Annotated in this window: 25 protein-coding genes and 2 tRNA genes; 9 read left to right on the top strand and 18 right to left on the bottom strand. The window is 63.3% G+C overall.

Going from position 1 to position 25,103, the window contains the following annotated elements; all coding sequences use genetic code 11:
• The first annotated feature begins 10 nt into the window (after nt 1-10).
• Both ACRRNM_RS09775 and ACRRNM_RS09770 read left to right on the top strand, forming a co-directional pair.
• Nucleotides 11-87: transfer RNA gene (locus tag ACRRNM_RS09775), tRNA-Arg, on the top strand.
• Between the two features lie 100 nt (nt 88-187).
• Nucleotides 188-1,252, top strand: a complete 1,065-nt coding sequence (locus ACRRNM_RS09770; RefSeq protein ID WP_435628037.1) for a COX15/CtaA family protein — start codon at nt 188-190, stop codon at nt 1,250-1,252.
• 4 nt (nt 1,253-1,256) lie between these two features.
• Here the strand turns inward: ACRRNM_RS09770 and ACRRNM_RS09765 are convergent, their stop codons facing one another.
• The 10 genes from ACRRNM_RS09765 to dnaE all read right to left on the bottom strand — a co-directional run bounded on the left by ACRRNM_RS09765 (nt 1,257) and on the right by dnaE (nt 13,473).
• Nucleotides 1,257-1,799, bottom strand: a complete 543-nt coding sequence (locus ACRRNM_RS09765) for an NADH-quinone oxidoreductase subunit B family protein (RefSeq protein ID WP_435628036.1) — start codon at nt 1,797-1,799, stop codon at nt 1,257-1,259.
• A 1-nt stretch (nt 1,800) separates the two neighbouring features.
• Nucleotides 1,801-3,345, bottom strand: coding sequence for an NADH-quinone oxidoreductase subunit C (locus ACRRNM_RS09760; protein WP_435628035.1), 1,545 nt, complete (start codon nt 3,343-3,345; stop codon nt 1,801-1,803).
• Nucleotides 3,346-3,348: 3 nt separating this feature from the next.
• The gene (locus ACRRNM_RS09755; protein ID WP_435628034.1) at nt 3,349-4,806 is read right to left on the bottom strand and encodes a hydrogenase 4 subunit F; all 1,458 of its coding nucleotides are present in this window, start codon (nt 4,804-4,806) and stop codon (nt 3,349-3,351) included.
• On the bottom strand, nt 4,799-5,461 hold the full coding sequence (locus ACRRNM_RS09750) for a formate hydrogenlyase (RefSeq protein WP_435628033.1): 663 nt from the start codon (nt 5,459-5,461) through the stop codon (nt 4,799-4,801). Before ACRRNM_RS09750 ends, ACRRNM_RS09755 begins: the two co-directional genes overlap by 8 nt.
• Before the next feature lies 1 nt (nt 5,462).
• Nucleotides 5,463-6,422: a respiratory chain complex I subunit 1 family protein gene (locus ACRRNM_RS09745; RefSeq protein WP_435628032.1), complete on the bottom strand. Its 960-nt coding sequence runs from the start codon at nt 6,420-6,422 to the stop codon at nt 5,463-5,465.
• Nucleotides 6,423-6,506: 84 nt separating this feature from the next.
• Complete coding sequence (locus tag ACRRNM_RS09740) at nt 6,507-7,049, bottom strand: REP-associated tyrosine transposase (protein ID WP_435628031.1); 543 nt, start codon at nt 7,047-7,049, stop codon at nt 6,507-6,509.
• An 88-nt stretch (nt 7,050-7,137) separates the two neighbouring features.
• Entirely contained in the window at nt 7,138-9,141 is a 2,004-nt protein-coding gene (gene hyfB, locus ACRRNM_RS09735; RefSeq protein ID WP_435628030.1) for a hydrogenase 4 subunit B, read from the bottom strand.
• Between the two features lie 119 nt (nt 9,142-9,260).
• Entirely contained in the window at nt 9,261-9,482 is a 222-nt protein-coding gene (locus ACRRNM_RS09730) for a hypothetical protein (RefSeq protein WP_435628029.1), read from the bottom strand.
• 54 nt (nt 9,483-9,536) lie between these two features.
• Entirely contained in the window at nt 9,537-9,812 is a 276-nt protein-coding gene (locus ACRRNM_RS09725; RefSeq protein ID WP_435628028.1) for a hypothetical protein, read from the bottom strand.
• 172 nt (nt 9,813-9,984) lie between these two features.
• Nucleotides 9,985-13,473: a DNA polymerase III subunit alpha gene (gene dnaE / locus ACRRNM_RS09720; protein WP_435628027.1), complete on the bottom strand. Its 3,489-nt coding sequence runs from the start codon at nt 13,471-13,473 to the stop codon at nt 9,985-9,987.
• A gap of 114 nt (nt 13,474-13,587) precedes the next feature.
• On the opposite strand from dnaE, the gene ACRRNM_RS09715 reads away from it, so the two are divergent.
• Genes ACRRNM_RS09715 through ACRRNM_RS09700 form a run of 4 tightly spaced genes read left to right on the top strand, consistent with a single transcriptional unit; the run spans nt 13,588 to nt 17,856 of the window.
• Nucleotides 13,588-14,820 carry an MFS transporter gene (locus tag ACRRNM_RS09715; RefSeq protein ID WP_435628026.1) on the top strand — a complete coding sequence of 411 codons (1,233 nt, stop codon included), beginning with the start codon at nt 13,588-13,590 and terminating at the stop codon, nt 14,818-14,820.
• Nucleotides 14,817-16,526, top strand: a complete 1,710-nt coding sequence (locus ACRRNM_RS09710) for a CHASE2 domain-containing protein (RefSeq protein ID WP_435628025.1) — start codon at nt 14,817-14,819, stop codon at nt 16,524-16,526. The genes ACRRNM_RS09715 and ACRRNM_RS09710 overlap by 4 nt, the downstream gene beginning before the upstream one ends.
• On the top strand, nt 16,523-17,020 hold the full coding sequence (locus tag ACRRNM_RS09705; RefSeq protein ID WP_435628024.1) for an SH3 domain-containing protein: 498 nt from the start codon (nt 16,523-16,525) through the stop codon (nt 17,018-17,020). The genes ACRRNM_RS09710 and ACRRNM_RS09705 overlap by 4 nt, the downstream gene beginning before the upstream one ends.
• Before the next feature lie 11 nt (nt 17,021-17,031).
• Nucleotides 17,032-17,856, top strand: a complete 825-nt coding sequence (locus tag ACRRNM_RS09700) for a M48 family metalloprotease (protein WP_435628023.1) — start codon at nt 17,032-17,034, stop codon at nt 17,854-17,856.
• A gap of 363 nt (nt 17,857-18,219) precedes the next feature.
• On the opposite strand, the gene ACRRNM_RS09695 is transcribed toward ACRRNM_RS09700, so the two are convergent.
• The 5 genes from ACRRNM_RS09695 to ACRRNM_RS09675 all read right to left on the bottom strand — a co-directional run bounded on the left by ACRRNM_RS09695 (nt 18,220) and on the right by ACRRNM_RS09675 (nt 20,601).
• Nucleotides 18,220-19,563 (bottom strand): lysozyme inhibitor LprI family protein, encoded by a 1,344-nt coding sequence (locus ACRRNM_RS09695; protein WP_435628022.1) that lies wholly within the window; start codon nt 19,561-19,563, stop codon nt 18,220-18,222.
• Nucleotides 19,564-19,611: 48 nt separating this feature from the next.
• On the bottom strand, nt 19,612-19,791 hold the full coding sequence (locus tag ACRRNM_RS09690; protein WP_435628021.1) for a hypothetical protein: 180 nt from the start codon (nt 19,789-19,791) through the stop codon (nt 19,612-19,614).
• Nucleotides 19,792-19,974: 183 nt separating this feature from the next.
• Nucleotides 19,975-20,268: a type II toxin-antitoxin system RelE/ParE family toxin gene (locus ACRRNM_RS09685; protein WP_435628020.1), complete on the bottom strand. Its 294-nt coding sequence runs from the start codon at nt 20,266-20,268 to the stop codon at nt 19,975-19,977.
• Nucleotides 20,265-20,474 (bottom strand): addiction module protein, encoded by a 210-nt coding sequence (locus tag ACRRNM_RS09680; RefSeq protein WP_435628019.1) that lies wholly within the window; start codon nt 20,472-20,474, stop codon nt 20,265-20,267. The genes ACRRNM_RS09685 and ACRRNM_RS09680 overlap by 4 nt, the downstream gene beginning before the upstream one ends.
• 53 nt (nt 20,475-20,527) lie before the next feature.
• A tRNA-Gly gene (locus ACRRNM_RS09675) sits at nt 20,528-20,601 on the bottom strand.
• Nucleotides 20,602-20,660: 59 nt separating this feature from the next.
• On the opposite strand from ACRRNM_RS09675, the gene thiS reads away from it, so the two are divergent.
• The 3 genes from thiS (at nt 20,661) to trmB (ending at nt 22,567) form a co-directional block, all read left to right on the top strand.
• Nucleotides 20,661-20,864: a sulfur carrier protein ThiS gene (gene thiS / locus ACRRNM_RS09670; protein WP_435628018.1), complete on the top strand. Its 204-nt coding sequence runs from the start codon at nt 20,661-20,663 to the stop codon at nt 20,862-20,864.
• A 130-nt stretch (nt 20,865-20,994) separates the two neighbouring features.
• Nucleotides 20,995-21,789, top strand: coding sequence for a thiazole synthase (locus ACRRNM_RS09665; protein WP_435628017.1), 795 nt, complete (start codon nt 20,995-20,997; stop codon nt 21,787-21,789).
• 82 nt (nt 21,790-21,871) lie between these two features.
• Complete coding sequence (trmB, locus tag ACRRNM_RS09660; RefSeq protein WP_435628016.1) at nt 21,872-22,567, top strand: tRNA (guanosine(46)-N7)-methyltransferase TrmB; 696 nt, start codon at nt 21,872-21,874, stop codon at nt 22,565-22,567.
• Here the strand turns inward: trmB and hemW are convergent.
• Genes hemW through rph form a run of 3 tightly spaced genes read right to left on the bottom strand, consistent with a single transcriptional unit; the run spans nt 22,538 to nt 25,088 of the window.
• Entirely contained in the window at nt 22,538-23,785 is a 1,248-nt protein-coding gene (hemW, locus tag ACRRNM_RS09655; RefSeq protein WP_435628015.1) for a radical SAM family heme chaperone HemW, read from the bottom strand. The genes trmB and hemW overlap by 30 nt on opposite strands.
• Entirely contained in the window at nt 23,782-24,375 is a 594-nt protein-coding gene (rdgB, locus tag ACRRNM_RS09650; protein ID WP_435628014.1) for an RdgB/HAM1 family non-canonical purine NTP pyrophosphatase, read from the bottom strand. Before rdgB ends, hemW begins: the two co-directional genes overlap by 4 nt.
• Nucleotides 24,375-25,088, bottom strand: a complete 714-nt coding sequence (rph, locus tag ACRRNM_RS09645; protein ID WP_435628013.1) for a ribonuclease PH — start codon at nt 25,086-25,088, stop codon at nt 24,375-24,377. The genes rdgB and rph overlap by 1 nt, the downstream gene beginning before the upstream one ends.
• Nucleotides 25,089-25,103: the final 15 nt, after the last annotated feature.

Here is a 25,103-nt window from a genome sequence, read left to right as displayed (position 1 = left end):
TTCACGTAACGCGCCCGTAGCTCAGTTGGATAGAGTATTGGTTTCCGAAGCCAAGGGTCACAGGTTCGACTCCTGTCGGGCGCGCCAAATTCAGAAACGGAATTGCCTGCCTTATGAAACAGTCGATCACCCTGCGCACCGGCGCCTCCCCAGTGCGGATTAACTTGCCCGATCAGGAGCACCCATCATGCTGATCCAGCTTGGCATCATCGGACTGATCGCGGCCATGTTGCCGCTGGCGATCGTCTGGGTATCGGTCGACCGGGACAAGTACCGCAAGCTGGTCTGGGTCACCCTGTTCCTGACCTTCGATCTCATCATGTTCGGCGCCTTCACGCGGCTGACCGATTCCGGCCTCGGCTGCCCGGACTGGCCGGGCTGCTACGGGCAGGCCGACCCGCTGCGCGCGCATGCGGACATCAGCGCCGCCGAGGCCGCGATGCCGACCGGACCGGTGACGGTCATGAAGGCCTGGATCGAGATGCTGCACCGCTATCTCGCGATGGCCATCGGCGTGCTGATCGTCTCGATCATGGCGATCGCGTGGCGCAAGTGGCGGCAGAGCAGGGAGACGCGCTTCGCGCCGTGGTTCGCGACGACGATGTTCGGCTTCGTCTGCCTGCAGGGCGCTTTCGGCGCCTGGACCGTCACCATGAAGCTGCAGCCCATCATCGTGACCGGCCACCTGCTGCTCGGCATGACGCTGCTCGCGCTGCTCACCTGGCATGGCGCGCGCCAGGCCGATCATCTTCCGGTGGAACGCAAGGCGGCGGCGCTGCGCCTGCCGGCGCTGCTCGCGGCAATCCTGCTGACGATCCAGGTCGCGCTCGGCGGCTGGGTCAGCAGCAACTACGCGGCGCTCGCCTGCACCGATTTCCCGCTCTGCCAGGGCGCCCTCTTGCCGCACATGGATTTCGCGCACGGCTTCGCGCTGTGGCGCGACCTGGGCAAGACCGCCGGCGGCGAATTCCTGCCCTTCGCGGCGCTGACCGCGATCCACTGGACGCACCGCATTTTCGCCTTCGCCGTGATCGCGCTGCTCGTCTGGCTGGGGTTCAGGGCGCTCAGGATCGGCGGGCTGCAGAAGACCGCGCGCTGGCTGCTTGCCGGGATCGCGCTGCAGTTCGCGACCGGCGTTTTGACCGTCTACCTGGATTTCCCCCTCGCGCTCGCGGTGATCCACAACGGCGGCGCGGCGCTGCTCGTGCTGCTGCTGGCAATGCTGAACTACAAAGTCCGTCTCGCCCGATAAGAAGCTATCCGGCTGATCCCTGTTTCTGCGCGCTGACCGCGGTGAGGATACCCTGCAAAATCGCCGCGGGGGTGGGCGGGCAGCCGCTCACCGCCACGTCCACCGGGATAACGTTCGCAACCCTGCCGCAGGTGGCGTAGTCCCCGCCCCCGGAGCAGAGGATACCGCTACCGCAGCCGCAGTCGCCGACCGCGACCACCAGCTTGGGTTCCGGCATCGCGTCGTAGGCGCGCTTGAGCGCCACTTCCATGTGGCGCGACACCGGGCCGGTGACCAGCAGCAGGTCCGCATGGCGCGGGCTCGCGGTGAACTTGATGCCCAGTCCCTCGATGTTGTAATAGGCGTTGTTGAGCGCGCGGATCTCCAGCTCGCAGGCGTTGCATGAACCCGCATCCACTTGGCGGATGCTCAGCGCGCCGCCGAACACGCTCAGGATTTCTTCCTGCAGCCGCTGCGGCTCCACGCGCAGCGCCTCGTCCGGCTGCGGCGGCGCCTCGGTCTTGATGCCGGTTTTGATGATCTGCCGAATGATTTGATAGGTAGGCATGCTACAAGTCCTGGCCCGAGTAGCTCAGGTTGAACGATTTGTTGATGAGCGGAAAGTCCGGCACGATGTTGCCCAGGACGGCATGTTCCACCACCGGCCAGTTCTGCCAGGACGGATCGTGCGGATGGACGCGCGCGAGCCTGCCTTCGGCATCGCTGTGGATCGCCACCAGCACCTCGCCGCGCCAGCCTTCCACCATGCCCGCGCCGAAGCCGTTGCCGGGCAACTTGTCCAGCGGCGCGCACAACTCGCCGCCATAAACGAGGCGATCCAGGATTTCGCGCTGCAGGCGCAACGACTCGAACAGTTCGTCGAAGCGCACGATGACGCGCGCCGCAACATCGCCGTTGCGGTAGGTCGCCATGCGTACGTCCAGCCTGTCGTAGGGCGCGCAGGGGAACTGCACGCGCGCATCCCAGGCCTGCGCACTGGCGCGCCCGGCCAGGCCGCACAGGCCGAGCCGCGCAGCCAGTTTCGGCTCGACGCGCCCAGCGGCGATGAAGCGGTCCTGCATCCCCGCATGCTCCTCGTAGATGTTGCGCAGCACGCGCACCTCGCGCTCCAGCATCGCGCACTCGTTGCGCAGCACGGACTTGCCCGGCTCTGCGAGGTCGGCGGCCACTCCGCCCGGTACGATCCTGTCCATCAGGTAGCGGTGCCCGAACAGCGCGGCGTTGTTGCGCAGCACCTGCTCCTTCAGCATCCAGAACTGCGCGAAGCCGAAGGACAATGCGACGTCGTTGCCGAGATCGCCGAGGTCGCCGAGATGGTTGGCGATGCGCTCGCGTTCGAGGAACAGCGCGCGCAGCCAGAGCGCGCGCTCCGGGGGCGTCACGCCCGCGATGCTCTCGGCGGCCATCGCATACGCCCATGCGTAGGCAACGGTGCTGTCGCCGCTCACCCGCCCGGCGAGCTTCGCACCCTGCTGCAAGTCCAGGCTCTCGAAGCGCTTCTCGATGCCCTTGTGCGTGTAGCCGAGGCGCTCCTCGAGGCGCAGCACCTTCTCGCCGACTACCGAAAAACGGAAGTGCCCCGGCTCGATGGTGCCGGCGTGGATCGGCCCTACCGCGATTTCATGCACGCCCTGCCCCTCGACCTGGACGAAAGGATAATTGTCGGGCTCATGCGCGCGGTTCGGCGCGGCATCGAAATCCTTGCGCAGCGGGAAGCCTTGCCACGCGCCATGGCGTATCCATTTGCGGTGGTCCTGGCCTTCCTCGGCATAGATGCCGAGCAGGTCGTACGCCGCGCGCTGCATGCGCGCGGCCGCGGGGAATATCCGGCCGATGTCCGGATAGACGGGCTGGGCGGCATCCAGCGCCAAGTTCAGGCAGATCAGGCCGGCCTCGTTGACCAGCGCGATATGCAACCCGAATCCCTTGTGTTGAGCGCGCCTGTCGCTCCCCCACAGGGCCAGCAGCCTTCCGCCGCCGTCCGCCACGTTCCGGCAGATCGGCATCAGGTCGTCAGGCTTGATCTCGCCGAGCCAGGCTGGAATCGCGCCGTCCAGCCGGGTCAGATGCAGGTTGGGGTGGGTGATGGGCATGGCTTATCCTAGCAAAGCCGCCGCCTGGCGGTACCAGTCGGCGAGATAGGGCGGCATGTACAGGCCGAGTATCAGCACCAGCAAGAGGTGCGCGAACACCGGCAGCAGGGCGGGCGGGTGCGGCAGGGGCTTCGCCGTCGTCTCGCCGAACACGATGGGCTGCACCTTGCCGAAGATCGCGGCGAAAGCGATGCCCAGCGCGATCAGCAGGACCGGCGTGGTCCACGGGTAGTCGTGCATCGCCGTGGTGATGATCAGGAATTCGCTCGCAAACACGCCGAACGGCGGCATGCCGAGGATCGCGAAGGTGCCGAGCATCAGCCCCCAGCCGACCGTGGGGCTGACTTGCAGCATGCCGCGGATGTTCTCCATCTGCTGCGTGCCGGCCTTCTGCACCGCATGGCCGACCGCGAAGAAGATCGCCGACTTGGTCAGCGAATGCATGGTCATGTGCAGCAGCGCCGCGAAGGTCGCGACCTTCCCGCCCATGCCGAAGGCGAAGGTGATCAGCCCCATGTGCTCGATCGAGGAATAGGCGAACATGCGCTTGATGTCCTTCTGCCGCGACAGGAACAGCGCGGCGACTACTACCGAGAGCAGGCCGAAGCCCATCATCAGGTTGCCCGCAAAATGCGTCTCCAGCGAGCCGTCCACCAGCACCTTGCTGCGCATCACCGCGCACAGCGCGACGTTCAGCAAGAGGCCCGAGAGCACCGCAGAGACCGGCGTCGGGCCTTCCGCATGCGCGTCCGGCAACCAGCTGTGCAGCGGCACCAGGCCGATCTTCGTGCCGTAGCCGACCAGCAGGAAGATGAAAGCGAGCTTGAGCACGGTGGGTTCCAGCTCGCCCTTGACCTCGTTGAGGTGCGTCCAGAGCAGCGCGGTGCCGCCCTGGCCGAGTACGCGCTCGGCGGCGAAATACAGCAGGATGGTGCCGAACAGCGCGAGCGCGATGCCCACGCCGCAGAGGATGAAATACTTCCACGCCGCCTCCAGGCTGGCCGGGGTGCGATACAGCGAGACCAGCAGCACCGTGGTCAGCGTCGCCGCCTCCATCGCGACCCAGACGATGCCCATGTTGTTGGCGGTCAGCGCGACCAGCATGGCCAGCGTGAAGAGCTGGTACATGCTGTAGTAGAGGTGCAGCATCGGCGTGCTGAGCCTGCCGTGATCCTGCTCGATGCGCATGTAGGGGCGCGAGAACAGCGAGGTGGTGAACGCGACGAAGGCGGTCAGCGCGACCAGGAACACGTTGAACTGGTCGATGAAGAACTGCTCGCGGAACGCGACCTGCGGCCCTGCCTCGACCACGCGCACGGTCAGCGCCGCGGCGGCGGCGAAGGTGAGGAAGCTCATCAGCGAATTCAGTTCCGCCGCCCAGCGGCGCGAGCCGAACGCAGCCAGCAGCAGCCCACCCAGCAGCGGAAAAAGCAGCAGCGCCGTAAGCTCCATCTCAATCATCTTTCAGCTTCTCCATGTGGGTGATGTCGAGGCTGTCGAAGGTCTCGCGGATCTGGAAGAAGAAGATGCCGAAGATGAAGGTGGCCACCAGCACGTCGAGCGCAATGCCCAGCTCGACCACGAGCGGCATGCCGTGCGTGGCGCTGGTCGCGGCGAAGAACAGGCCGTTTTCCATCGCGAGAAAGCCGACCACCTGCGAGATCGCCTTGCGCCTTGTGAGCATCATCAGCAGCGACAGCAGCACGCTCGCGAGCGCGATACCGATCAGGCCGCGGGTGATGCCTTCGGCGAGTTGCGAGATCGGCGCGGCGAGGTTGAAGGCGAAAATCACCAGCACGATGCCGACCAGCATGGTGGTCGGAATGTTGATCAGGGTCTCCACGTCCCATCTCACGTTGAGCCTACGAATCAGGCGGTGCAGCAGCCAAGGCAGCACCAGCACCTTGAGCAGCAGGGTCAGTGCGGCGGAATAATAGAGGTGATGCTGCGCGGTCGAGTAAGCCACGACGAAGGTGCTGACCGCGAGCACCAGCCCCTGCCAGGCGAACAGGTTGATCAGCGACAGGATGCGCCGCTGCGACAGCATCGCGAAGACGATCAGCAGCAGGATCGCCGCGAGCAGGTTGATGAACTGGATGGTATAGCTCATCTGCATGTCACGCACCTAATAAGAAGTGGATCAGCAGCCCCAGCACAGCAAGCAGGAACGCCGTGCCGAGAAACTCCGGCGCGCGGAAGATGCGCATCTTGGCGAGCAGCGTCTCCAGCAGGGCGAGTCCGGCGCCGGCCAGGATCAGTTTCCCCAGCAGCGCGATGATGGCTACCGGCAGCGCACCCCAGTTGCCCACCTCGGCGATGCCGTGCGGGAAGAACAGCGCGATGCCGATGGAGATGTAGGCAAACAACTTGAGGCTGCTCGCCCATTCGATCAGCGCGAGGTGGCGCGCCGAATACTCCAGGATCATCGCCTCGTGGATCATGGTCAGTTCGAGGTGCGTGTTCGGGTTGTCCACCGGAATGCGCGCGTTCTCGGCCAGGAGCACGATGCCGAAGGCCAGCGCAGCGAAGGCCAGGCTGGGATACAGCACGAACTGGTGGTGCGCGAGCGCTTCCACGATGCGCGGCAGCTGCGTCGAGTGGCTGATCAGCGAGGCGGTGAAGAGCACCATCAGCAGCGCGGGCTCGGCAAGGAACGACACCAGCATCTCGCGCCGCGCGCCCAACGTGCCGAACGCGGTGCCGATGTCCATCGCGGCGAGCGCGATGAACACCCGCGCGAGCGCGAACACGCCGACCAGGGCGATCACGTCGGCGGCAGGCGAGAACGGCAGGTCCACCGCGATGATGGGGATGATGGCCGCCGCGAGCCACATGCAGCCGAACAGGATGTAGGGCGTGACGCGGAACAGCGGCGAGGCGTTGTGCGCGATCACCGCGTCCTTGTGGAACAGCTTGCGCAGCGTGCGGAAGGGCTGAAGCAGGCCGGGGCCGGAACGGTTCTGCAGCCGGGCGCGGCACTGCCCCACCCAACCCATGAGCAGCGGCGCGAGCAGCACCACCAGCAGTGACTGGCAGAGCTGGAACAGGATGCCGAGGGTCAGGTTTATGTTTTCCATCACATGGACACCAGCAGACCGGTAGGGTGGGCACGCTTTTTGTGCCCACGCGTGAAGGGTAATGAGGAGCACACACCGGCAGTATCAATCATATTCCAGCACCACGCTATCCATCGCACCAGCCCAATCACGCGCATATACCCCATCGCGCACATAACGATGAAATGTCGAATGAGGCCAATCCGCCACTCGTTGTACATGCCCATGTTTAACAGGGTTGAAATGAATGTAATCCACATGACGAGCAAAATCATTTTCATCGCGAATTTGATGTTCCCAAAACCGCCGCTGCCAGATGGTCGATTCGCGATGCTTGAGTTTTGATGCGGTTATCCAATCGGCACGACGATAATTTTCTCCACAGGCCAAAGAAACCGCGCGCTTGATTTTCATCCAACGTGTGGAAAAATCGGCATCACCATCAGGTAATGTCCACACGCAATGCAAATGGTCAGGCAGCAATACCCATGCATCAATAACGAAAGGTCGCGCCACACGCACCGTTTCGATTGCGGCGCGCAAGGCGTTACGCATCGCTTCATCACATAGAATCGACTGTCGCCGGTAAGCAACTACGGTAAAGAAATAACTGGAGCCAGCAGTCGTTGCGCGGCGATAACGTGACATGGTTGGTTACTCTAAATATTGAATCCGCGTGGGCACAAAAACGTACCCACCCTACACACGATGCCGAGGGTCAGGTTTATGTTTTCCATCACATGAACGCCAGCAGCACGACCAGCGTGACGAAGGTGTAGCTCAGGTACAGGTGGATGCGCCCGTGCTGCAGCACCGACACCCAGGACGACAGCTTCTCGGTGATGCGCTTGATCGGCAGGTAGAGGGCGAGCCAGATGCGGTCGTCGCTGCGGCCGTGATAGCGCGGATGGGTGTCGAACGCGCCCGGCAGCTCGCTCTCGATCTTGAAGAACGGTTCGAAGATGCGCCGGATCGGCTGGCCGAAGCCCTCGGCGGTGTCCTGCATGCGCGCGGTCTGCGCCGGGAAACCGCAGTCCCAGGCCGGGCCGCGGCGCAGCCTCCCATGGTAGAAGCGGTGCACCGCGAGCGAGGTCACCAGCATCACGCCGAGTACCGCGAACAGGAAGAACACCGGGCTGTAGCTCGCACGCTCGGTGTCCACCGGGCTGAGGAACAGCCAGCCGCCGGCCGCATTGCCCAGCCCCTGCCCGATCAGCATCTGCGTGACATGGTCGAGCTGCTGTATCACGAAGACCGGCGCCAGCCCGAGCGCCACGCAACCGAAGGCCAGCCAGCCGAGCCCGAGACGCTCCCAGGGGCCGGCGTCGTGCGCATGCTCCAGCGCGGGCTCGCGTGGCTGGCCGAGGAAAATGATCCCGTAGAACTTCACCATCACGTAGGCCGCGAGTGCGGCCGCGAGCGCGATCACCGCCGCCGCCACCGGAATCAGCATGTTGATGTAGCTGTTCGGCAGGCCCGGCGAGAGCAGGAAGGCCTGCAGCAGCAGCCATTCCGAGACGAAGCCGTTGAGCGGCGGCAGGCCGGAGATGGCCAGCACGCCGACCAGCATCAGCACCGCGGCCCAGGGCATCCTGCGGATCAGCCCGCCGAGGCGCCCCATGTTGCGCTCCCCGGTCGCGTGCAGGACCGAACCCGCACCGATGAACAGCAGGCTCTTGAAGAAGGCGTGGTTGAGGCTGTGGTACAGCGCCGCGGTGAGCGCCAACGCCGCGAGCGCATCCTTGCCGTAAACGTGGAAGATGATCGCGAGACCGATGCCCACCAGCAGCAGCCCGATGTTCTCGATGGAGGAATAGGCGAGCAGCCGCTTCATGTCGCCCTGCACCGCGGCAAACATCACGCCGAACAACGCGGTGAGCAGGCCCAGCGCGAGCGCCAGCACTCCCCACCACCACTGGTGCGCATCCAGCAGGTCGAAGGTGACGCGCAGGATGCCGTAGATCGCGGTCTTCAGCATCACGCCGCTCATCAGCGCGGAAACCGGCGAGGGTGCAGCCGGATGCGCCTCGGGCAGCCAGACATGCAGCGGCAGCAGCCCGGCCTTCGCGCCGAAGCCGAACAGCGCGAGCAGGAACGCCACCGACGACCAGAATTCCGTGAGGTGCGCCTCGCGCATCGCCGCGAAGGTGTATGCGCCTATGCCCTGCCCGCCCTGCATCACGCCGAAGGAGAGCAGGATGGCGATCGCGCCGACATGCGCGATCAGCAGGTAGAGGTAGCCCGCCTTGCGGATGTCGGGAACATGATGGTCGGTGGTGACGAGGAAATAGGAGGACAGCGCCATGGTCTCCCAGGCCACCATGAACATGTAGGCGTCATCGGCGAGCAGCACCAGCGCCATGCCGGCGAGGAACAGGTGGTATTCCAGGCACAGCAGGCCGAGCGTTTTGCCCGGCATGGATCGGAAATAGCCCGCGCCGAACAGCGACACGCCGAACGATGCGCCGCCGAGCAGGATCAGGAAAAAGGCCGAGAGTGGATCGAGGCGCAGGTGCAGCGGAAGGTCGGGCAGGCCGAGCGGAAGGATGGCGACGGTGGCGGGTTCGCCGAGCGCCCACAGGCCGGTGGCGGCAAGCGCCAGCGAGGCGAAGGCACCGGCGGGGAAGATGGCCTTGGCGACGAGATGCGGACTGCCCTGCAGCGCCAGCCCCAGGATTCCCAGAGCCAGCCAAAGCACGACGATCGTGCCCGCCACATCCAACGGCAACACCCCGGCCATGTCCATCCTGATCGTTTTTCCTCCCTTTGCAGACGGTAGCCGCTGCGCAAGGCCGCAATTCTACTCCTTATGGGAAGGCCGCCTCAACACGGGAGGCCGCCCCGCATCCGGGCAAAGCTTCACTCCCCGGTGCAGAGCGGCTGGTCGAGCCCTGATTCCCTCGGTTTTGGCGCATTCGACTGGGTGGCCGGCCTGATGGACTCGGTGAACTTTTCCGGGGTTGGTGTTGCAGGAGCCGCCTGCGTCTCTGCCTTCGGCGGCTCGGCGGGCGCGCCCTCCGCCCAGGCCGCCGGGCTGGCGGCGACAAACACCGAAGCGGTAATCAAAGAAATGATGCGCATGTTCTCTCCTTTCGAGCGTTCATTATGCTCGATTGAAGCTTCCATGCAAATGCACTATGCCGCTTGCCGTTTCCGGACAAGGAGATCCGGCTTCCTGATGAGGGCGTATTCGAGCGCGTTGGCCAGGCTGTCGATCAAGGCCTCCTGCAGCTCGGGCGTGAGATCGCCGGCCGTGCCGACCGAGGCCTGATATTCGGCAAGCGAAACCTGGTGCTTATCCGTGTCGAATGCGGCCACGTGAACTGTTGTCGAGTTGGTCCAATACTCGATGCTGGCCATGGCTCCACTTCCAAGGCGAAACTCATTCCTCTTCACTTTATGGCGTGTCATTTGGAACTCCTTTTCTTCGATGGTTGGGTGGCCGTGAAAAGAAGGGCGGAACGATACCCGATGGTATGAATAATGAACCAGGAATACCGGATAAGAAATACGCTGAACTACGTAGCAAGGTAGTGAACGGGGAAAGGCGCTGTGGCCTGAAGCCGGTCGCGGGATCGACCGGCTAGCCGTAAACCACCTTCACGTTCTCCGGCCGCAGCAACTCGCGCAGACCGCTTATCAGGTCGTCGTGCAACGTGACCTGCCACGCCTCGCCGAGGCGCAGCTCGCAGGCGGCGGCGTGGTTGCGGTAGTGGATCAGCACCGGGCATTTGCCGTCGCGGTACGGTGTAAAGAGTTTCTTGAGTTGCGCGACGTTCGCCTTGCCGTCGCAGTTCAGCTCAAGCCGCTGCGCGAAGGCGGAGCGCGCCGAGGCGAAGTCGAACAACTCGTCGGCGTTCACGCGCACGCTATCGGTATACGAATCCAGGCTGGCCTTGCCTTGCACCACCAGCAGCTCGTCCTCGCGTATCCACGGGCGGCTCAGCTCGTAGAGGTCGTTGAACACGGTCACCTCGATCTGCGCGCCACCGTCGTCCAGCGTGACCACCGCCATGCGTCCGCGCCGCGTCTGCTGGATGCGCAGCCCGGCCACGATGCCCGCCAGCACCACCTGCACGCCACGCGACCTGCCCTGCCCGCCGTTGCCGTAACCACCGCCGTTCGAAGATTTGCCGACGAACTGCGGCGTGAGGTCGCCCAGCCGCACCTTGATGAAGTTCGCGAGCTCCTCCTCGTATTCCTGATAAGGATGCCCGCCGAGGTAGAAACCGAGGCTGGTCTTTTCGTGCGCAAGCTGCTCGCGCAGCCGCCAGCGCGGCACGTCGGCATGCTGCACGGTCAGGGCTGCATCCGCCTCGTCGTCACCGAACAGGCTGTTCTGGTTCGCCGCGCGCGCGTGCTGGTCGGCGCTCGCCAGCGCGGCATCCAGCGTCGCCATCAGGCAGGCGCGATGGGCGTTGATACCGTCGAACGCGCCGGCGCGAATCAGCGCCTCGACGGTGCGCCGGTTGACGATGCGCTTGTCCACGCGGCGGCAGAAATCGAACAGGTCCCTGAACGGGCCGCGTTCGCGCGCCTGGATGATGTTTTCGACGGCCGCCCTGCCGGTACCCTTGACCGCACCGAGGCCGTAGGCGATGGTTTTTTCGCCCACCGGCGCGAACATGTAGCCCGAGCTGTTCACGTCCGGCGGCAGGATGCGCAGGCCCTGATGCCGCGCATCATCGTAAAAGATGCGCACCTTGTCGGTGTTGTCCATGTCCGCCGACAGCGTCGCCGCCATGAAGGCGGCCAGATGGTGCGCCTTGAGATAGGCGGTCTGGTAGGCCACCAGCGCGTAGGCGGCGGCGTGCGACTTGTTGAAGCCGTAGCCGGCGAACTTCTCCATCAGATCGAACAGCTCGCCGGCCTGTGCCTCGGAGGTATTGTTCTTGAGCGCGCCGTTGACGAAGATTCCGCGGTGCTCGGCCATCTCCTCGGGCTTCTTCTTGCCCATCGCGCGGCGCAGCAGGTCGGCGCCACCGAGGCTGTAGCCGCCGACGATCTGCGCCATCTGCATCACCTGCTCCTGGTAGACCATGATGCCGTAGGTCTCGCGCAGCACCGATTCGACGGCGGGATGCGGATACTCGAACGCGGCGCCTTCCTTGCGCCGGCAGAAATCCGGAATCAGGTCCATCGGGCCGGGGCGGTAGAGCGCCACCAGCGCGATGATGTCCTCGAAGCGGTCCGGCTTGGCCAGCTTGAGCATGTCCTTCATGCCGCGCGATTCGAGCTGGAACACCGCGGTGGTGTTCGCGGTCTTGAAGATGCGTTCGTAGGTCGGCTTGTCGTCGAGCGGAATGGTTTCGATGTTGAAGGCACTGTCCTCGGCCTTCAGCCCGCGCACATACTTCACCGCCCAGTCGATGATGGTCAGCGTGCGCAGGCCGAGGAAGTCGAACTTCACCAGCCCGACGGCCTCGACGTCGTCCTTATCGAACTGGCTCACCACGCTGGCCTCGGAATCGGCGCAATACAGCGGGCAGAAATCGGTAAGTTTGCCCGGTGCGATCAGCACGCCGCCCGCGTGCATGCCGACGTTGCGCGTCAGGTCCTCAAGGCGCCCGGCGAGTTCCAGCAGCTCCGGCACGCCCTCCTCGCGTTCGGCGATGGCGTTGATCTCCGGCTCCATCTCGCGCGCCTTGGCGAGCGACACCGGCTTCACGCCCTCGAGCGGGATCGCCTTGGACAGGCTGTCGCACAGGCCATAGGGAAAATCCATCACGCGCCCGACGTCGCGGATCACCGCCTTGGACGCCATGGTGCCGAAGGTGGCGATTTGCGACACGCACTGCGCGCCGTATTTCTTCTTCACGTAGTCGATGACGCGCTCGCGCCCGTCCTGGCAGAAGTCCACGTCGAAGTCGGGCATCGAGACGCGCTCGGGGTTGAGGAAGCGCTCGAACAGCAGCCCGTAGCGTAGCGGGTCGAGGTCGGTGATGCCGAGGCTGTAGGCCACCAGCGAACCCGCGCCGGAGCCGCGCCCCGGGCCGACCGGCACGCCGTTGCCCTTCGCCCAGCGGATGAAGTCCGCCACGATCAGGAAGTAGCCAGGGAAGCCCATCTTGATGATGGTCTCGGTCTCGAACGCGAGCCGCGCCTGGTATTCCGGCAGCTTCGCGGCGTGCTCCGCCGCATCGGGATAGAGCTGCTCCATGCGCAACGCCAAGCCGCGCTCGGCCTCGCTGCGCAGGTAGTTTTCCAGGCTTGAGCCGTCTGGCGTGGGGAAGTCCGGCAGGCGCGGCTTACCCAGCACGAGTGACAGGTTGCAGCGCCGCGCGATCTCCACGCTGTTCTGCAACGCCTCCGGCAGGTCGGCGAACAGCTCGGCCATCTCTGCCTGCGTTTTGAAATACTGCTGCGCGGTGAATTGCTTCGCGCGGCGCTTGTCGTTAAGCACGTAGCCCTCGGAGATGCACACGCGCGCCTCGTGCGCCTTGAAGTCGTCCGCCTTGAGGAACTGCACCGGGTGGGTGGCGACCACCGGCAGGCCGAGCCCGGCGGCGAGTTGCGCCGCCGCGTGGATGTAATGCTCCTCATCGGCGAAACCCACGCGCTGCACTTCGACGTAATAGCGGTTGGCGAACAGCGCCGCCCATTCCTGCGCGTACTGCCTGGCCTGTTGCGCGTTGCCGGCCAGCAGCGCGCAGCCGACGTCGCCGAGGTGCGCGCCAGACAGCGCGATCAGCCCGGCCGTACCCTCGTGCAACCACTCGCGGCGCAGCTCGGCGCGGCCGCGGTGCTGGTTCTCCAGGTAGGCGCGCGACAGCAGGCGGCACAGCAGCAGATAGCCCTCGCGCGACTGGCACAGCAGCAGCAGTCGGTGCGGCCGGTCGCGGTCGGCGTCGTTGCTGATGAGCACGTCGCAGCCGGCGACGGGCTTGATGCCCTTGCCGCGCGCGCCCTGGTAGAACTTCACCAGCCCGAACACGTTGTTCAGGTCGGTCAGCGCCAGCGCGGGCATGGCATCGCTCTTCGCGGCGGCGATCGCCTCGTCCACGCGCAGCATGCCATCCGAAATGGAATATTCGCTGTGCAGGCGGAGATGGACAAAAGACGGTTGCGGCATGATGGAAGTCGGATAAATCGAGGGATGATTCTAGCACCGCAAAACGCACAAAAATTTCTTGCCTCTGATTCAAAACGTTAGAATCCAGCCTCAACTTCGCGGCCATCATTCCACGTGCACCCACCCCTCACCCCGCAACGCGAACGCTACCTGCTGCTCACCCTCGCGGGCATCCAGTTCAGCCATGTGCTGGACTTCATGATCATGATGCCGCTCGGCCCGATCCTGATCGCCGAGTTCGGCATCACCACGCACGAGTTCGGCCTGCTGGTCGCGTCCTACAGCTTTTCCGCCGCCGCCTCCGGATTGCTCGCCGCGACCTTCGTCGACCGCTTCGAGCGCCGCCGCCTGCTGCTTTCCATGTTCGCGCTGTTCGGGCTGGCAACGCTGGCCTGCGGGCTGGCGCCGGGCTATGCGACCCTCCTCGTCGCGCGCGGCCTGGCCGGGGCATTCGGCGGCGTGATGGGCGCGCTGGTGCAGACCATGATCGGCGATGTGATCCCGTTCGAGCGCCGCGCCCGCGCGGGCAGCATGGTGTCGGCGGCGTTCTCTGTCTCCACCGTCGCGGGCGTGCCGCTGTCGCTGTGGCTGGCCAACCATTTCCAGTGGCGCGCGCCTTTCGTCTTCATCGCAGTGCTGGTCGTGCTGTTCATTCTCATCGGCCTGCGCGTGCTGCCGGAGATGCGCCACCACCTTGGCACGCAACAGCGCGCCCATCCCTTCGTGCCGATGTTCGACGTATTGCGCGACGCCAACCACCTGCGCGCCCTGCTGTTCTCCGCACTGATCATCTTCTCCGGCTTCACGGTGATCCCCTACATCACCCTCTATTCCGTGCATAACGTCGGCATCTCGCAGCATGACATCCCGCTCGTCTACCTCGCGGGCGGTGCGGCGACCCTAATCACCGCGCGGCTGATCGGCTACTGGGCCGATTCGCACGGCAAAATCGAGGTCTACCGCCTGGTCGCCCTTGCCGCGCTGCTGCCGCTGCTGGTGGTCACGCATATCGGCGCGGTGCCGCTGTGGTTGTGGCTGGTCTGCACCACCTCCTTTTTCGTGCTGGTGTCCGGGCGCATGATCCCGGCGATGGCGATCATCACCTCGGCGGCGCAGCCGAGACTGCGCGGCACCTTCATGTCGCTCAACGCCACCACGCAGGCGCTCGCGATGGGGCTGGCCTCGACGCTGGCGGGATTCATCATTTCGCAGGACAATGCGGGGCATATCGTCGATTACGGCACGGTCGGCTACGTGGCGGTGGCGGCCAACCTGCTGGCGGTGGGGTTCGTCTCCCGCATCGCGATGCACGGCGCCGCGCCGCCTCAACCATCGGGGATCCCATGAGACTGAAACAGATCGTCAACCACCTGCTGCGCTGGCGTGCCCGGCTCTACGAGCGCATCGCGGAACTCTGGAAGCACGGCTTCTACCTCTACCTCGCGGGGCTGTTCACGGTGTTCGCGGTGCTCGACACCACGGTGCTACATATCACCAGCGACATGCGCCAGGCGGCGTTCGACGCGATGCTGCGCTACCGGATCGTCGCGCCCAAGCCCGACCCGGACATCGTCATCGTGGATATCAACGAGGCCAGCCTCGCGGCGATGGCGAAAGACTACGGGCGCTGGCCATGGCCGCGCCAGGTGATGGGCGAGTTCGTCGAACAGGTCGAGAAGCAGCAGCCGAAGGCGGTGGTGTTCGACATCCTGTTCAGCGACGCGGACGTGTACAACCCGGACAGCGACGCCTATTTCAACGAGGCCATCGCGGCCACGAACAACACCTTCTTCCCGATGCTGCGCCTCGACCCGGAGAGCGACGGCCTGAGCCAGGTCAAGCCTTCCATGATTCCCGGCGTGACCCCGCTGCCCGGCGCACAGCCCGACGACAAGGCGACCGTGGCGGTGGTGCTGCCACACTTCCAGGCCGCGCTCGACGGCGGACGCCTCGGCCTGCACAACATCTACCCCGATCCCGACAACGTGGCGCGGCGCTACAGCGTCTACCGCGACGACTACGGCTGGAAGCTGCCCTCGCTGCCGGCGCGTATCGCGCAGGAGCTGGGCTGGGAAGTGCCGCCCGCGCAGGAGGTGCTGCTGAACTGGCGCGGCAAGCCGTTCACCTACCGCTACGTCAGCTTCAGCGACGTGTACGCCGACCTGACGAGCAAGGAGAAGAAGCGCCCGCCAGACGAATTCAAAAACAAGATCGTCATCATCGGCTCGACCGCGCCCAGCCTGTTCGACATCAAGGCGACGCCGATGGACAAGATGCACCCCGGTGTGGAAATCCTCGCCACGGCGATCGACAACTTCAAGCACGGCGACGCGCTGCGCTTCCCCGAGGCGCGCTTCCTGTACCTGCTGCTCACGCTGTCCATCGTGTGGATCACGGCATGGGGCTTCTACCGCGACACGGGGCGCGACAAGATCGACCGCCTGTTCGGCTTGTCGCAGTTCATCCTCATCGGCATCAGCTACGCGAGCATCAACTTCACCACCACCTACATCAACCTCACCGGCCCGGTGTCGATCGGGCTGGCCTTCTTCTCGCTGGCGCGCCTCTACGCCGTGGCGACGGGCAAGGCGCTCGGGCCTAACATGGTGCGCGCCGCGGCGGCGCGCAACGGCGACCTGCACGCCACGCTGCTGCTTATCCGGCTAGATACCGAACGCAACGCGATCACCCCCGCGGCGCTGGAGAAGATACGCCACGGCCTGGAACGAACCGGGACGCTCGCCAAGAGCGTGGACGCGCTGCGCGGCGAGCAGAAAGGCCTGTGGGACCTGTTCGAAAAAAACATCGCCGTCTCCTGGGTGACCGAGGCCGGGGATACGGAAGCGCAGGCGGCGATCGAACGCGATGCCGACGCCGTGGTAACTGCATTGCCGACAGTATTGCGCCGCTACCTCGCGCAGCCGGATAATGCCGCGCAGCACTACATCCATCACGGGCGCATCTTCGGCGGCGACGCGGCGCGCGCCGGCTGGCGCGCAATGTTCGCCGAGGCATTGCTGGAATGGGACAACAAAAAGGGAGACAAGGCATGAAGACAACACGATGGAGCATCACGATGGCCGCGCTGCTGCTGAGCGGCACGCTGCACGCCGCCGAGAGCGGCACGGCCATCAAGGGCGACGAGCTCAAGGCCGAGCCGTTCCGCGACGCGAAGACGGTGGCGGCGCTGGCAACGGGCGACAAGGTCGACATCCTCAAAAAGGACGGCGGCTGGTACGAGGTGAAGAGCGCGAAAGGCAAGGGCTGGGTGCGCATGCTGAGCATCCGCAAGGGCGATACGCGCAAGGGCGGCGGCGACGCTTCCGGCGTGCTCGCGCTCGCCTCGGGACGCGCCGGCACCGGCAAGGTGGTCGCGACCACTGGCATCCGCGGCCTGAACGAGGAGGAGCTCAAGGCGGCAAAATTCAACGAGGCCGAAGTGAAGCGCGCCGAATCCTACGCGACCGGCAAGGCCGAGGCCGCTAAATTCGCCGCCGCCGGCAAGCTCGCCGCGCGCCCCTTCGATTACCTGCCCGCGCCAAAATGAGGAGGAACGCCATGAACAACAAGACACTCTGGATATTGGGCCTGGCGCTGTTCTCCGCCCCCGCATTGGCCGCAAACCCCTTCGAGCAGCAACTGCTGGACACGCTGAAGCAGGGCGTGCAGGAAAAGGTGACCGGCAAGCCCGCCACCCCGATCGAGGAGGAGGTCGCGATCGGGCGGCAGATCGCCGGCAACCTGCTCGGCGCGGCGCCGCTGGTCAAGGACGCGAAGCTGCAGAAGTACGTCAACAACGTCGGCCGCTGGGTCGCGAGCCAGAGCGAGCGCCCCGACCTGGAATGGCACTTCGGCGTGATCGACTCGAATGACGTCAATGCCTTCGCCGCGCCCGGCGGCTACATCTTCGTCACCAAGGGGCTGTACAAACTGCTGCAGAGCGAGGCAGAACTCGCGGGCGTGCTCGCGCACGAGGTCGGCCACGTGATCCGCCAGCACCACCTCAAGATATTGCAGCAGAGTAAGCTGATCGACCTCGGCAGCCAGGCCATCGCGAAGAACGTCGGCGGCAGCGACAAGGTGCAGGGCCTCATCGGCAGCGGCGCGGAGATCGTGTCGCGCTCGCTCGACAAGAACGCCGAGTTCGAGGCCGACCGCATCGCCGTGGTGCTCGCCACGCGCGCAGGCTACGACTCATTCGGCCTGCCCACGGTGCTGCAGCAGATCGGCCACTACGCCAAGGAAGACGGCGACGTCGCGCTGCTGTTCAAGACCCACCCGCACCCCGACGAGCGCCTCGGCAAGCTCGGAACCGCGATGGATGACCGCTTCGATGGGGTGAAGGGGAAGACGCTGGAGAAGAGGTTGTACAGGGTCAAGTAACCGGACTGCTATCGCGCGATGTGGTAGCTTGCCCTCGGTTATTCAACATCAAAACCGTCGGGGGTTGCCCGACAGCAAGTTACCTTTCTTGTCTTGCCAAGAAAGGTAACCCAAAGAAGTCGCCCCGGTTTGCCGCCGCTGCGCGGTTCCCTGCGTTGCTCGGCCGGTCAGGCGGCTGCGGAACTCGCGCTACGCGCTCAGACAGTCCTCGCCGACTCCCCCTGACCAGCCTCCGCTACTCGGCGGCGCACAGGGAAGGGAAGTCAAAAGCTGAAAGATGGATGGGTTTCGCTATGCTCAACCCGTCCTGCCCAGATACTAATCGCAAAGCCACTCCCTCGGTTTTGATTCGCGCTTTGGCCTTTATTGCTGAGGAGCATAGTCCATTGCAACAAGCCGAAATTGGTCAACTTTAATTGGTGGTGACCACTCTCCTGGGACATACGCAAGTCTTGCAAGTAAAGCACTTTCAGTAAGTCGACCGCAACCCAAAGTTAGATTTGAAAAATCATTATTTCTTACGATGTGCAAATGAAACCAGCCAGTACCCAATGGCTCACATTTCCAATTCGATAGCACCAATAGGGAATTGTCATCACCGAATGCAACCGCAACAATGTCATTATTTAATGCCCCACAACCAGAACCAATACGCTGAGCAATAGCTTCTATTACGGCCTGACTTGAAATGGTCTCATTCATTTTGTAATCGCCAAGTTTGGATGAGCCACAGATTGGATATTTTATTCTTTGACTTTCATAAGCATAATTCTTATGCACGCTCCATTGTTGTAATTGTTTCCTACGATCTGAATACCATTGGATTAGGCATGCTTTCGAATGACAGTCTGACTCTCGGCGCTTCCACTCGCGAACGGTCTCATTTTTAAATTCTGCCGAACCGCCACTATTTTCCTTAGCCTGTTTATAAAGGCCACTGAGATCAAGGTCCAGCGCAGCCAACTCTGCATCACTACAAATCAGTTTTTCAGCATCACTTATAGCTTTTGCGCAATTGAATGATGGCGAAGGTACTACCTTCACTCCATTGGATTGGTCAACTTTGCTTGGTATTGATAATTCGCATGCACTTTTTGACTTATAAAAAACATTACGATCCTCACTTCCATCATCAAATGAACCTATAAGTGTGAAGCTATTAGCATCTTTACTTAATAATTTCTTTTCGCTGACAAGCCTGCGCTGATTCCCATATAGCCCGAGAGGAATGTGATCCCACTTGATACATTCAGTAAGATTGCGTTCAAAAAATGGCCCCGCCTCAGTCCAGTCATTTTGATAATTTGATGAGGCCAACTTATTGCTCGCTGGAGCAGGTTTATGCCCATTCAAATCGTTGATGGATTTGGCCTGTGAGCCTTTCTTGGAAGAAGGGGCATTACTGGGCGGCGTCCTTTGTAACAACGGATTGTATTGGGGAGACTTACAATCTATCCCTCGATACCAAAGAGCCACCCGCCCCTTCTCCGTATCCAAAATTACACCATCATCGAATTCAGAATACCCTCTTACACGCACCCCCGTTTGATCCTCAAAAAAACGCACCAGTTTTTCTCTTGTATTTCCTCCCCACAATTGATAGCAAAAATGCGATCCAGCGGGCTCATTAAAAGGTACATAGTAAAAATCCTCCGCTCGAGCTATTCCTGTAATTAGCAATGCAGTGAAAACTGCAAATTTTTTCATAGTCGCCTCATAACTAAAAAATAAAAGGGGTGGTTCATGCTGCACTCCTTAATTCCCGGCATCACAAAGCTGGTTTATCCAGTTGATCGAATCGTCGTCACCTTCTGCTTTAAGACGTCGTGATACTTCTTCGCGGAGTCGGGAATCGGCGCACAAGTATGGGACTGCGATTACCGAAATACGCGCCTTTACGACCTGCACTATTTTGAGAATGTTTTCTTCGTTCATTGGGGATACTCCTATCTCATAAAATGAAAGGGGGTCAGCTTCGCGCCGACTTTTTCATATCGCATGGACTGACTATGAAGCGCACACTAACCCGCACGCATCACACGGTCAATATGCCGAAAGGCCTATTTTGCAGGGAAGTGCCGCAGAAAACAGTGTGAGAACTGGAACGTGCAAACTGCATCAGGCGCGTAGCGCACCGGCTGTGCGCGAAGGTTTTTGCCGGCAATCCAGCACGCGCCAGACCTGGATGGTTTCGCCGCTCACACGGTAGTAGATTGCGTAGGGAAACCGCTTCGAGAGCGCACGGTAATAGCTGAAGAATTGCTGATGGATTCCCGCGTAGAGCAGCAGCGCATCGATGTCGGAAAACAGAGCATCCAGAAAGTAAGCGCCCAGCCCTTCCTGCTGCCGCTCATAAAACTGCTGACCGGTCTGGAGATCGCCCATTGCGATATCCAGAATCTCGATCTTCATGACATGCCGTCACGCAGCTTTTTCTTGGCGATATCCCAGGGCACGAAACCGGCCTGATTTTCCGCATGGGCACGTTCGGCATCCTTGAGCGCCTGAGCATGCCATTCGGGGGATGTGAGCGCTGCCGGATCGCGCGCCAAGTCATCCCAGATCGCCTCCATCATGCGCAGCTTTTCTGCGCGTGTCAGGTTTTCTATGCTCAACATGGCGCGCTCCTTTGCTCGAATCGAAGCAGATTCTGCTGCACGGGGCAGCGAATTGGAGCGGGTGAACGGGATCGAACCGTCGTATGCAGCTTGGGAAGCTGCCGTTCTACCATTGAACTACACCCGCTTGGTGTAAAATGCGGCGGCATTCTAACACGGCCTTCGGCAATTTCAGAGACTCCCAAAGTGATAACGGTCAGCATCAACGGCGCATCCCGCCAGTTCCCGCAAGCCATCAGCATCGCCGCGCTCATCGAGGAGATGGGCCTGACGAGAAAACGCATCGCACTGGAGCGCAACGGCGAGATCGTGCCGCGCAGCCAGTTCGCGGCGCAGCAGATCGCGGACGGGGACAGGATGGAGATCGTCGTCGCGGTGGGCGGGGGCTGACCCCCTCTCCCTCAATCCCTCTGATGGAACTGCTAGCCATTCGACTAAGCTGTCAAAATACGACAGCCAAGTCGCTGGTTATCCCGCGAGGGGAGAGGAAAGCAAGATTCAACTTAACAGGAACACGGAAATGAACGACAAACTCATCATCGCAGGCAAGAGCTATTCATCGCGCCTGCTGGTCGGCACCGGCAAGTACAAGGACTTCACCGAGACGCGCGCGGCGCTCGATGCGAGCGGAGCGGAGATCGTGACGGTGGCGATCCGCCGCACCAACCTCGGGCAGAACGCGAACGAGCCCAGCCTGCTCGACGCCGTGCCGCCGTCGCAGTTCACCTACCTGCCGAACACCGCGGGCTGCTACACCGCCGATGACGCGGTGCGCACCCTGCGCCTCGCGCGCGAACTGCTCGACGGGCATACCTTGGTCAAGCTGGAGGTACTCGGCGACCCGCAGTCGCTCTACCCCAACGTGGTCGAGACCCTCGCCGCTGCAAAGACGCTGATCGCGGAAGGCTTCCAGGTCATGGTCTACACCTCGGACGACCCCATCGTCGCCAAGCAGCTCGAAGACCTCGGCTGTGTGGCGATCATGCCGCTCGCCTCGCTGATCGGCTCGGGTATGGGCATCCTCAACCCTTGGAATTTGCAACTCGTGATGGAGCGCGTGAAGGTGCCGGTGATCGTGGACGCGGGCGTGGGCACGGCATCGGATGCGGCCATCGCGATGGAGCTGGGCTGCGACGGCGTGCTGATGAACACCGCGATCGCCGCCGCGCAGAACCCGGTGCTGATGGCCGGCGCGATGAAGAAGGCCGTGGAGGCCGGGCGCGAGGCCTACCTCGCCGGGCGCATGCCGAAGAAGTTCTACAGCGCCAGCCCGAGCTCGCCGACTGCTGGAATCATCGATTCGACGCGCAGTTAAAAACTCCCTCTCCCGCCCTGCCGGGCACCCTCTCCCACGCGTGGGAGAGGGGATGGGGAGAGGGTGCTTTCATACAAGCACCATGACAGACACCACTGACCTCAGCAAGCGCCATATCCGCAGCTTCGTGCTGCGCCAGGGCCGCGTCTCGCCCGCGCAGCAGCGCGCGGTGGACACGCTGCTGCCGCGCTACGGCATCCCCTACGCCGCACAGCCGCTTGATCTCGATCAGGCCTTCGGCCGCGCCGCACCGAAGATCCTGGAAATCGGCTTCGGCATGGGCGAGAGCACCGCGACCATCGCGCAGGCAGTCCCCGAAAACGACTACCTCACACTCGAAGTGCACACGCCGGGCGTGGGCAACCTGCTCAAGCTGATCGACGCGCAACAGATCGCCAACATCCGCATCATCCAGCACGACGCCGTGGAAGTGCTGCGCGACATGATCGCCGACGGCTCGCTCTCCGGCGTGCACATCTTCTTCCCCGACCCGTGGCACAAGGCGCGCCACAACAAGCGCCGCCTGATCCAGGCGCCTTTCGTCGCGCAACTGGTGCGAAAACTCAAGCCAGGCGGCTACCTCCACGTCGCCACCGACTGGCAGGATTACGCCGAGCAGGTGTTGCGCGTGCTGAGCGAGGAGCCGCTGCTGGAGAACACCGCCGCGGACTACGCGCCGCGCCCCGAGTACCGCCCGCTCACCAAGTTCGAGCAGCGCGGAATACGCTTGGGGCATGGGGTGTGGGATTTAGTCTTTCGCCGCAAGGAAAATCTCTAGCAAGTCGTTCAGGAATCGCTGCCCCAGTTCAGTCGGCGCGATGCGGCCTGGATCGCGCGTCAACAGCCCGCGCTTTTCCGCCTCTTCCAGTTTGCGGCGTATCGACAGCAGCGACAGGCTGGTGCGCTCCTGGAACAGCGCGGCCTCGAAGCCCCGGTTCAGGCGCAGCGCGTTCATCATGAACTCGAAGGCGAGATCGGCGGGCGCGACCTCGTGCTGCTCCTGCACAGGGCTGCCCTGCGCCACCGCATCGAGGTAGGCCTGCGGCTGCCGGTGGCGCATCTGGCGGATCACCCGGTCGTGAAAGCTCAGCTTGCTGTGCGCGCCCGCGCCAATGCCGAGGTAGTCGCCGAACTGCCAGTAGTTGAGGTTGTGGCGCGCCTGCCGCTTCGGCAGCGCGAAAGCCGAGGTCTCGTAATGCTCGTAGCCATGCGCCGCAAGCAGCTCCTCGATGCGGAGCTGCATCTCGCCGCTCGCATCGTCGTCCGGCAGCGGCGGCGGATTGCGGTAGAACAGCGTGTTCGGTTCCAGTGTGAGGTGGTAGCAGGACAGGTGCTGCGGTGCGAACGCGAGCGCTGCCTGCGCATCCTGCAGGGCCTGCTCCAGCGTCTGGCCGGGCAGCGCGTACATGAGGTCGAGATTGATGTTGTCGAAGTGTTGCTGCGCGATGGCGATCGCGCGCCTGGCTTCGTCGGCGCTGTGGATGCGCCCCAGCGCCTTCAGATGCGCGTCGTTGAAGCTCTGGATGCCCAGCGACAGGCGGTTCACGCCCGCCTCGCGGTACGCCGCGAAGCGTTCCGCTTCGACCGTGCCGGGATTGGCCTCCAGCGTGATCTCCGCACCGAGATCGAGCGGCAGCAGCATGCGCACCTGGCGCAGGATCTCCGCGACGCTCTCGCCCGAGAGCAGGCTGGGCGTGCCGCCGCCGAAGAACACCGTGTAGACCTTGCGCCCCCAGATCGACGGCAGCGCGAGTTCGAGGTCGCGGATCAGCGCGGCGACGTATTCCTTTTCCGGAATTTGGCCACTTCTACCCTCTCCCCCGCCCTCTCCCTGCAAGGGCGAGGGAGTACCGCGCAGCTCGTGCGAATTGAAGTCGCAATAGGGGCATTTGCGCACGCACCAAGGGATGTGGATGTAGAGCGACAGCGGCGGGGTCGCCTGGAAATTCACCGCCTGCGCCCTGAGGCCGGCGGGATGCAGCTGGTGTACGGTCATGCGCCGAGGCTGAGCTTGTCGAGCAATACCTTGAGCGCCTTGGCGCGGTGGCTAACCAGCGCCTTCTCGTCGTGCGACAGCTCGGCGGCGGTTTTGCCGGATTCGGGCAGCCGGAACAGCGGGTCGTAGCCGAAGCCGCCCTCGCCGCGCTCCTCGTGGCCGATCTCGCCGTGCCATTCGCCCTCGGCGATGACGGGCTGCGGGTCTTCGGCATGGTGCACCAGCACCAGCACGCAGTAGTAGTGCGCGCGGCGGTCGGCAACGCCCTGCATCTCGCGCAGCAGCTTCTCGTTATTGCGCGCATCGGATTTCGGATTGTCCCCGGCATAGCGCGCCGACTGCACGCTGGGCGCGCCGCCCAGCGCCGCGACGCAGATGCCGGAATCGTCCGCGAGCGCGGGCAGGCCCGAGGCCGCGCTCACATGGCGCGCCTTGGCGAGCGCGTTCTCGACGAAGGTGCAGTGCGGCTCCTCGGCCTCGCTGATACCGAGCTCGGCCTGCGTGAGCACCTCGATGCCCAAGGGCGCGAGCATGCGCTGGAATTCGCGCAGCTTGCCGGGATTGTTGGAGGCTATGACGAGTTTTTTCATTACGCCAGTGCGGCGCGCTGTTTATCGATCAGCTGCGCGATGCCGGCCTTCGCGAGTTCCAGCAGCTCGTCCATCTCGGCGCGCGTGAAGGGATGGCCTTCGGCGGTGCCCTGCACCTCGACGAAGTGGCCGTTGCCCAACATCACCACGTTCATGTCGGTGTCGCAGGCGGAGTCTTCCGCGTAATCCAGGTCGAGCACCGGCACACCCTCGTAGATGCCGACCGACACCGCGGCGATGAATTCCTTGAGCGGGGTTTCCTGGATTTTGTTTTTCTTCAACAGCTCGCTCACCGCGTCGTGCAGTGCGACGAAGGCGCCGGTGATGCTGGCGGTACGCGTACCGCCGTCGGCCTGGATCACGTCGCAGTCAACCACGATGGTGCGCTCGCCGAGTTTTTTCAAATCGACCACGGCGCGCAGGCTGCGCCCGATGAGGCGCTGGATCTCCTGGGTGCGCCCGGACTGCTTGCCCTTGGCCGCCTCGCGGCCCATGCGCTCGTTGGTCGAGCGCGGCAGCATGCCGTATTCGGCGGTGACCCAGCCCTCGCCGCTGCCCTTCTTGTGCGGCGGCACTTTTTCTTCGACGCTCGCGGTGCAGACCACCTTGGTGTCGCCGCATTCGATCAGCACCGAGCCTTCGGCATGCTTGGTGTAGCGGCGGGTGATGCGGATTTCACGCAGTTGGCTGGGCGATCTCTGGCTGGGGCGCATGTTAAATCCTCGATA

It is taken from the genome of Ferrigenium straubiae, from assembly GCF_051257895.1.
Lineage (GTDB): Bacteria > Pseudomonadota > Gammaproteobacteria > Burkholderiales > Gallionellaceae > Gallionella > Gallionella straubiae.
Note: the sequence above shows the minus strand (reverse complement) of the source record. Positions and strands in the feature narration are given on the sequence as shown.

What these genes read in the sequence shown, in the direction of transcription:
- ACRRNM_RS09770 (WP_435628037.1), top strand. Translation starts at nt 188, where the DNA reads ATGCTGATCCAGCTTGGCATCATCGGACTGATCGCGGCCATGTTGCCG.
- ACRRNM_RS09765 (WP_435628036.1), bottom strand. Translation starts at nt 1,799, where the DNA reads ATGCCTACCTATCAAATCATTCGGCAGATCATCAAAACCGGCATCAAG.
- ACRRNM_RS09760 (WP_435628035.1), bottom strand. Translation starts at nt 3,345, where the DNA reads ATGCCCATCACCCACCCCAACCTGCATCTGACCCGGCTGGACGGCGCG.
- ACRRNM_RS09755 (WP_435628034.1), bottom strand. Translation starts at nt 4,806, where the DNA reads ATGATTGAGATGGAGCTTACGGCGCTGCTGCTTTTTCCGCTGCTGGGT.
- ACRRNM_RS09750 (WP_435628033.1), bottom strand. Translation starts at nt 5,461, where the DNA reads ATGCAGATGAGCTATACCATCCAGTTCATCAACCTGCTCGCGGCGATC.
- ACRRNM_RS09745 (WP_435628032.1), bottom strand. Translation starts at nt 6,422, where the DNA reads ATGGAAAACATAAACCTGACCCTCGGCATCCTGTTCCAGCTCTGCCAG.
- ACRRNM_RS09740 (WP_435628031.1), bottom strand. Translation starts at nt 7,049, where the DNA reads ATGTCACGTTATCGCCGCGCAACGACTGCTGGCTCCAGTTATTTCTTT.
- hyfB (WP_435628030.1), bottom strand. Translation starts at nt 9,141, where the DNA reads ATGGCCGGGGTGTTGCCGTTGGATGTGGCGGGCACGATCGTCGTGCTT.
- ACRRNM_RS09730 (WP_435628029.1), bottom strand. Translation starts at nt 9,482, where the DNA reads ATGCGCATCATTTCTTTGATTACCGCTTCGGTGTTTGTCGCCGCCAGC.
- ACRRNM_RS09725 (WP_435628028.1), bottom strand. Translation starts at nt 9,812, where the DNA reads ATGACACGCCATAAAGTGAAGAGGAATGAGTTTCGCCTTGGAAGTGGA.
- dnaE (WP_435628027.1), bottom strand. Translation starts at nt 13,473, where the DNA reads ATGCCGCAACCGTCTTTTGTCCATCTCCGCCTGCACAGCGAATATTCC.
- ACRRNM_RS09710 (WP_435628025.1), top strand. Translation starts at nt 14,817, where the DNA reads ATGAGACTGAAACAGATCGTCAACCACCTGCTGCGCTGGCGTGCCCGG.
- ACRRNM_RS09705 (WP_435628024.1), top strand. Translation starts at nt 16,523, where the DNA reads ATGAAGACAACACGATGGAGCATCACGATGGCCGCGCTGCTGCTGAGC.
- ACRRNM_RS09700 (WP_435628023.1), top strand. Translation starts at nt 17,032, where the DNA reads ATGAACAACAAGACACTCTGGATATTGGGCCTGGCGCTGTTCTCCGCC.
- ACRRNM_RS09695 (WP_435628022.1), bottom strand. Translation starts at nt 19,563, where the DNA reads ATGAAAAAATTTGCAGTTTTCACTGCATTGCTAATTACAGGAATAGCT.
- ACRRNM_RS09690 (WP_435628021.1), bottom strand. Translation starts at nt 19,791, where the DNA reads ATGAACGAAGAAAACATTCTCAAAATAGTGCAGGTCGTAAAGGCGCGT.
- ACRRNM_RS09685 (WP_435628020.1), bottom strand. Translation starts at nt 20,268, where the DNA reads ATGAAGATCGAGATTCTGGATATCGCAATGGGCGATCTCCAGACCGGT.
- ACRRNM_RS09680 (WP_435628019.1), bottom strand. Translation starts at nt 20,474, where the DNA reads ATGTTGAGCATAGAAAACCTGACACGCGCAGAAAAGCTGCGCATGATG.
- ACRRNM_RS09665 (WP_435628017.1), top strand. Translation starts at nt 20,995, where the DNA reads ATGAACGACAAACTCATCATCGCAGGCAAGAGCTATTCATCGCGCCTG.
- trmB (WP_435628016.1), top strand. Translation starts at nt 21,872, where the DNA reads ATGACAGACACCACTGACCTCAGCAAGCGCCATATCCGCAGCTTCGTG.
- hemW (WP_435628015.1), bottom strand. Translation starts at nt 23,785, where the DNA reads ATGACCGTACACCAGCTGCATCCCGCCGGCCTCAGGGCGCAGGCGGTG.
- rdgB (WP_435628014.1), bottom strand. Translation starts at nt 24,375, where the DNA reads ATGAAAAAACTCGTCATAGCCTCCAACAATCCCGGCAAGCTGCGCGAA.
- rph (WP_435628013.1), bottom strand. Translation starts at nt 25,088, where the DNA reads ATGCGCCCCAGCCAGAGATCGCCCAGCCAACTGCGTGAAATCCGCATC.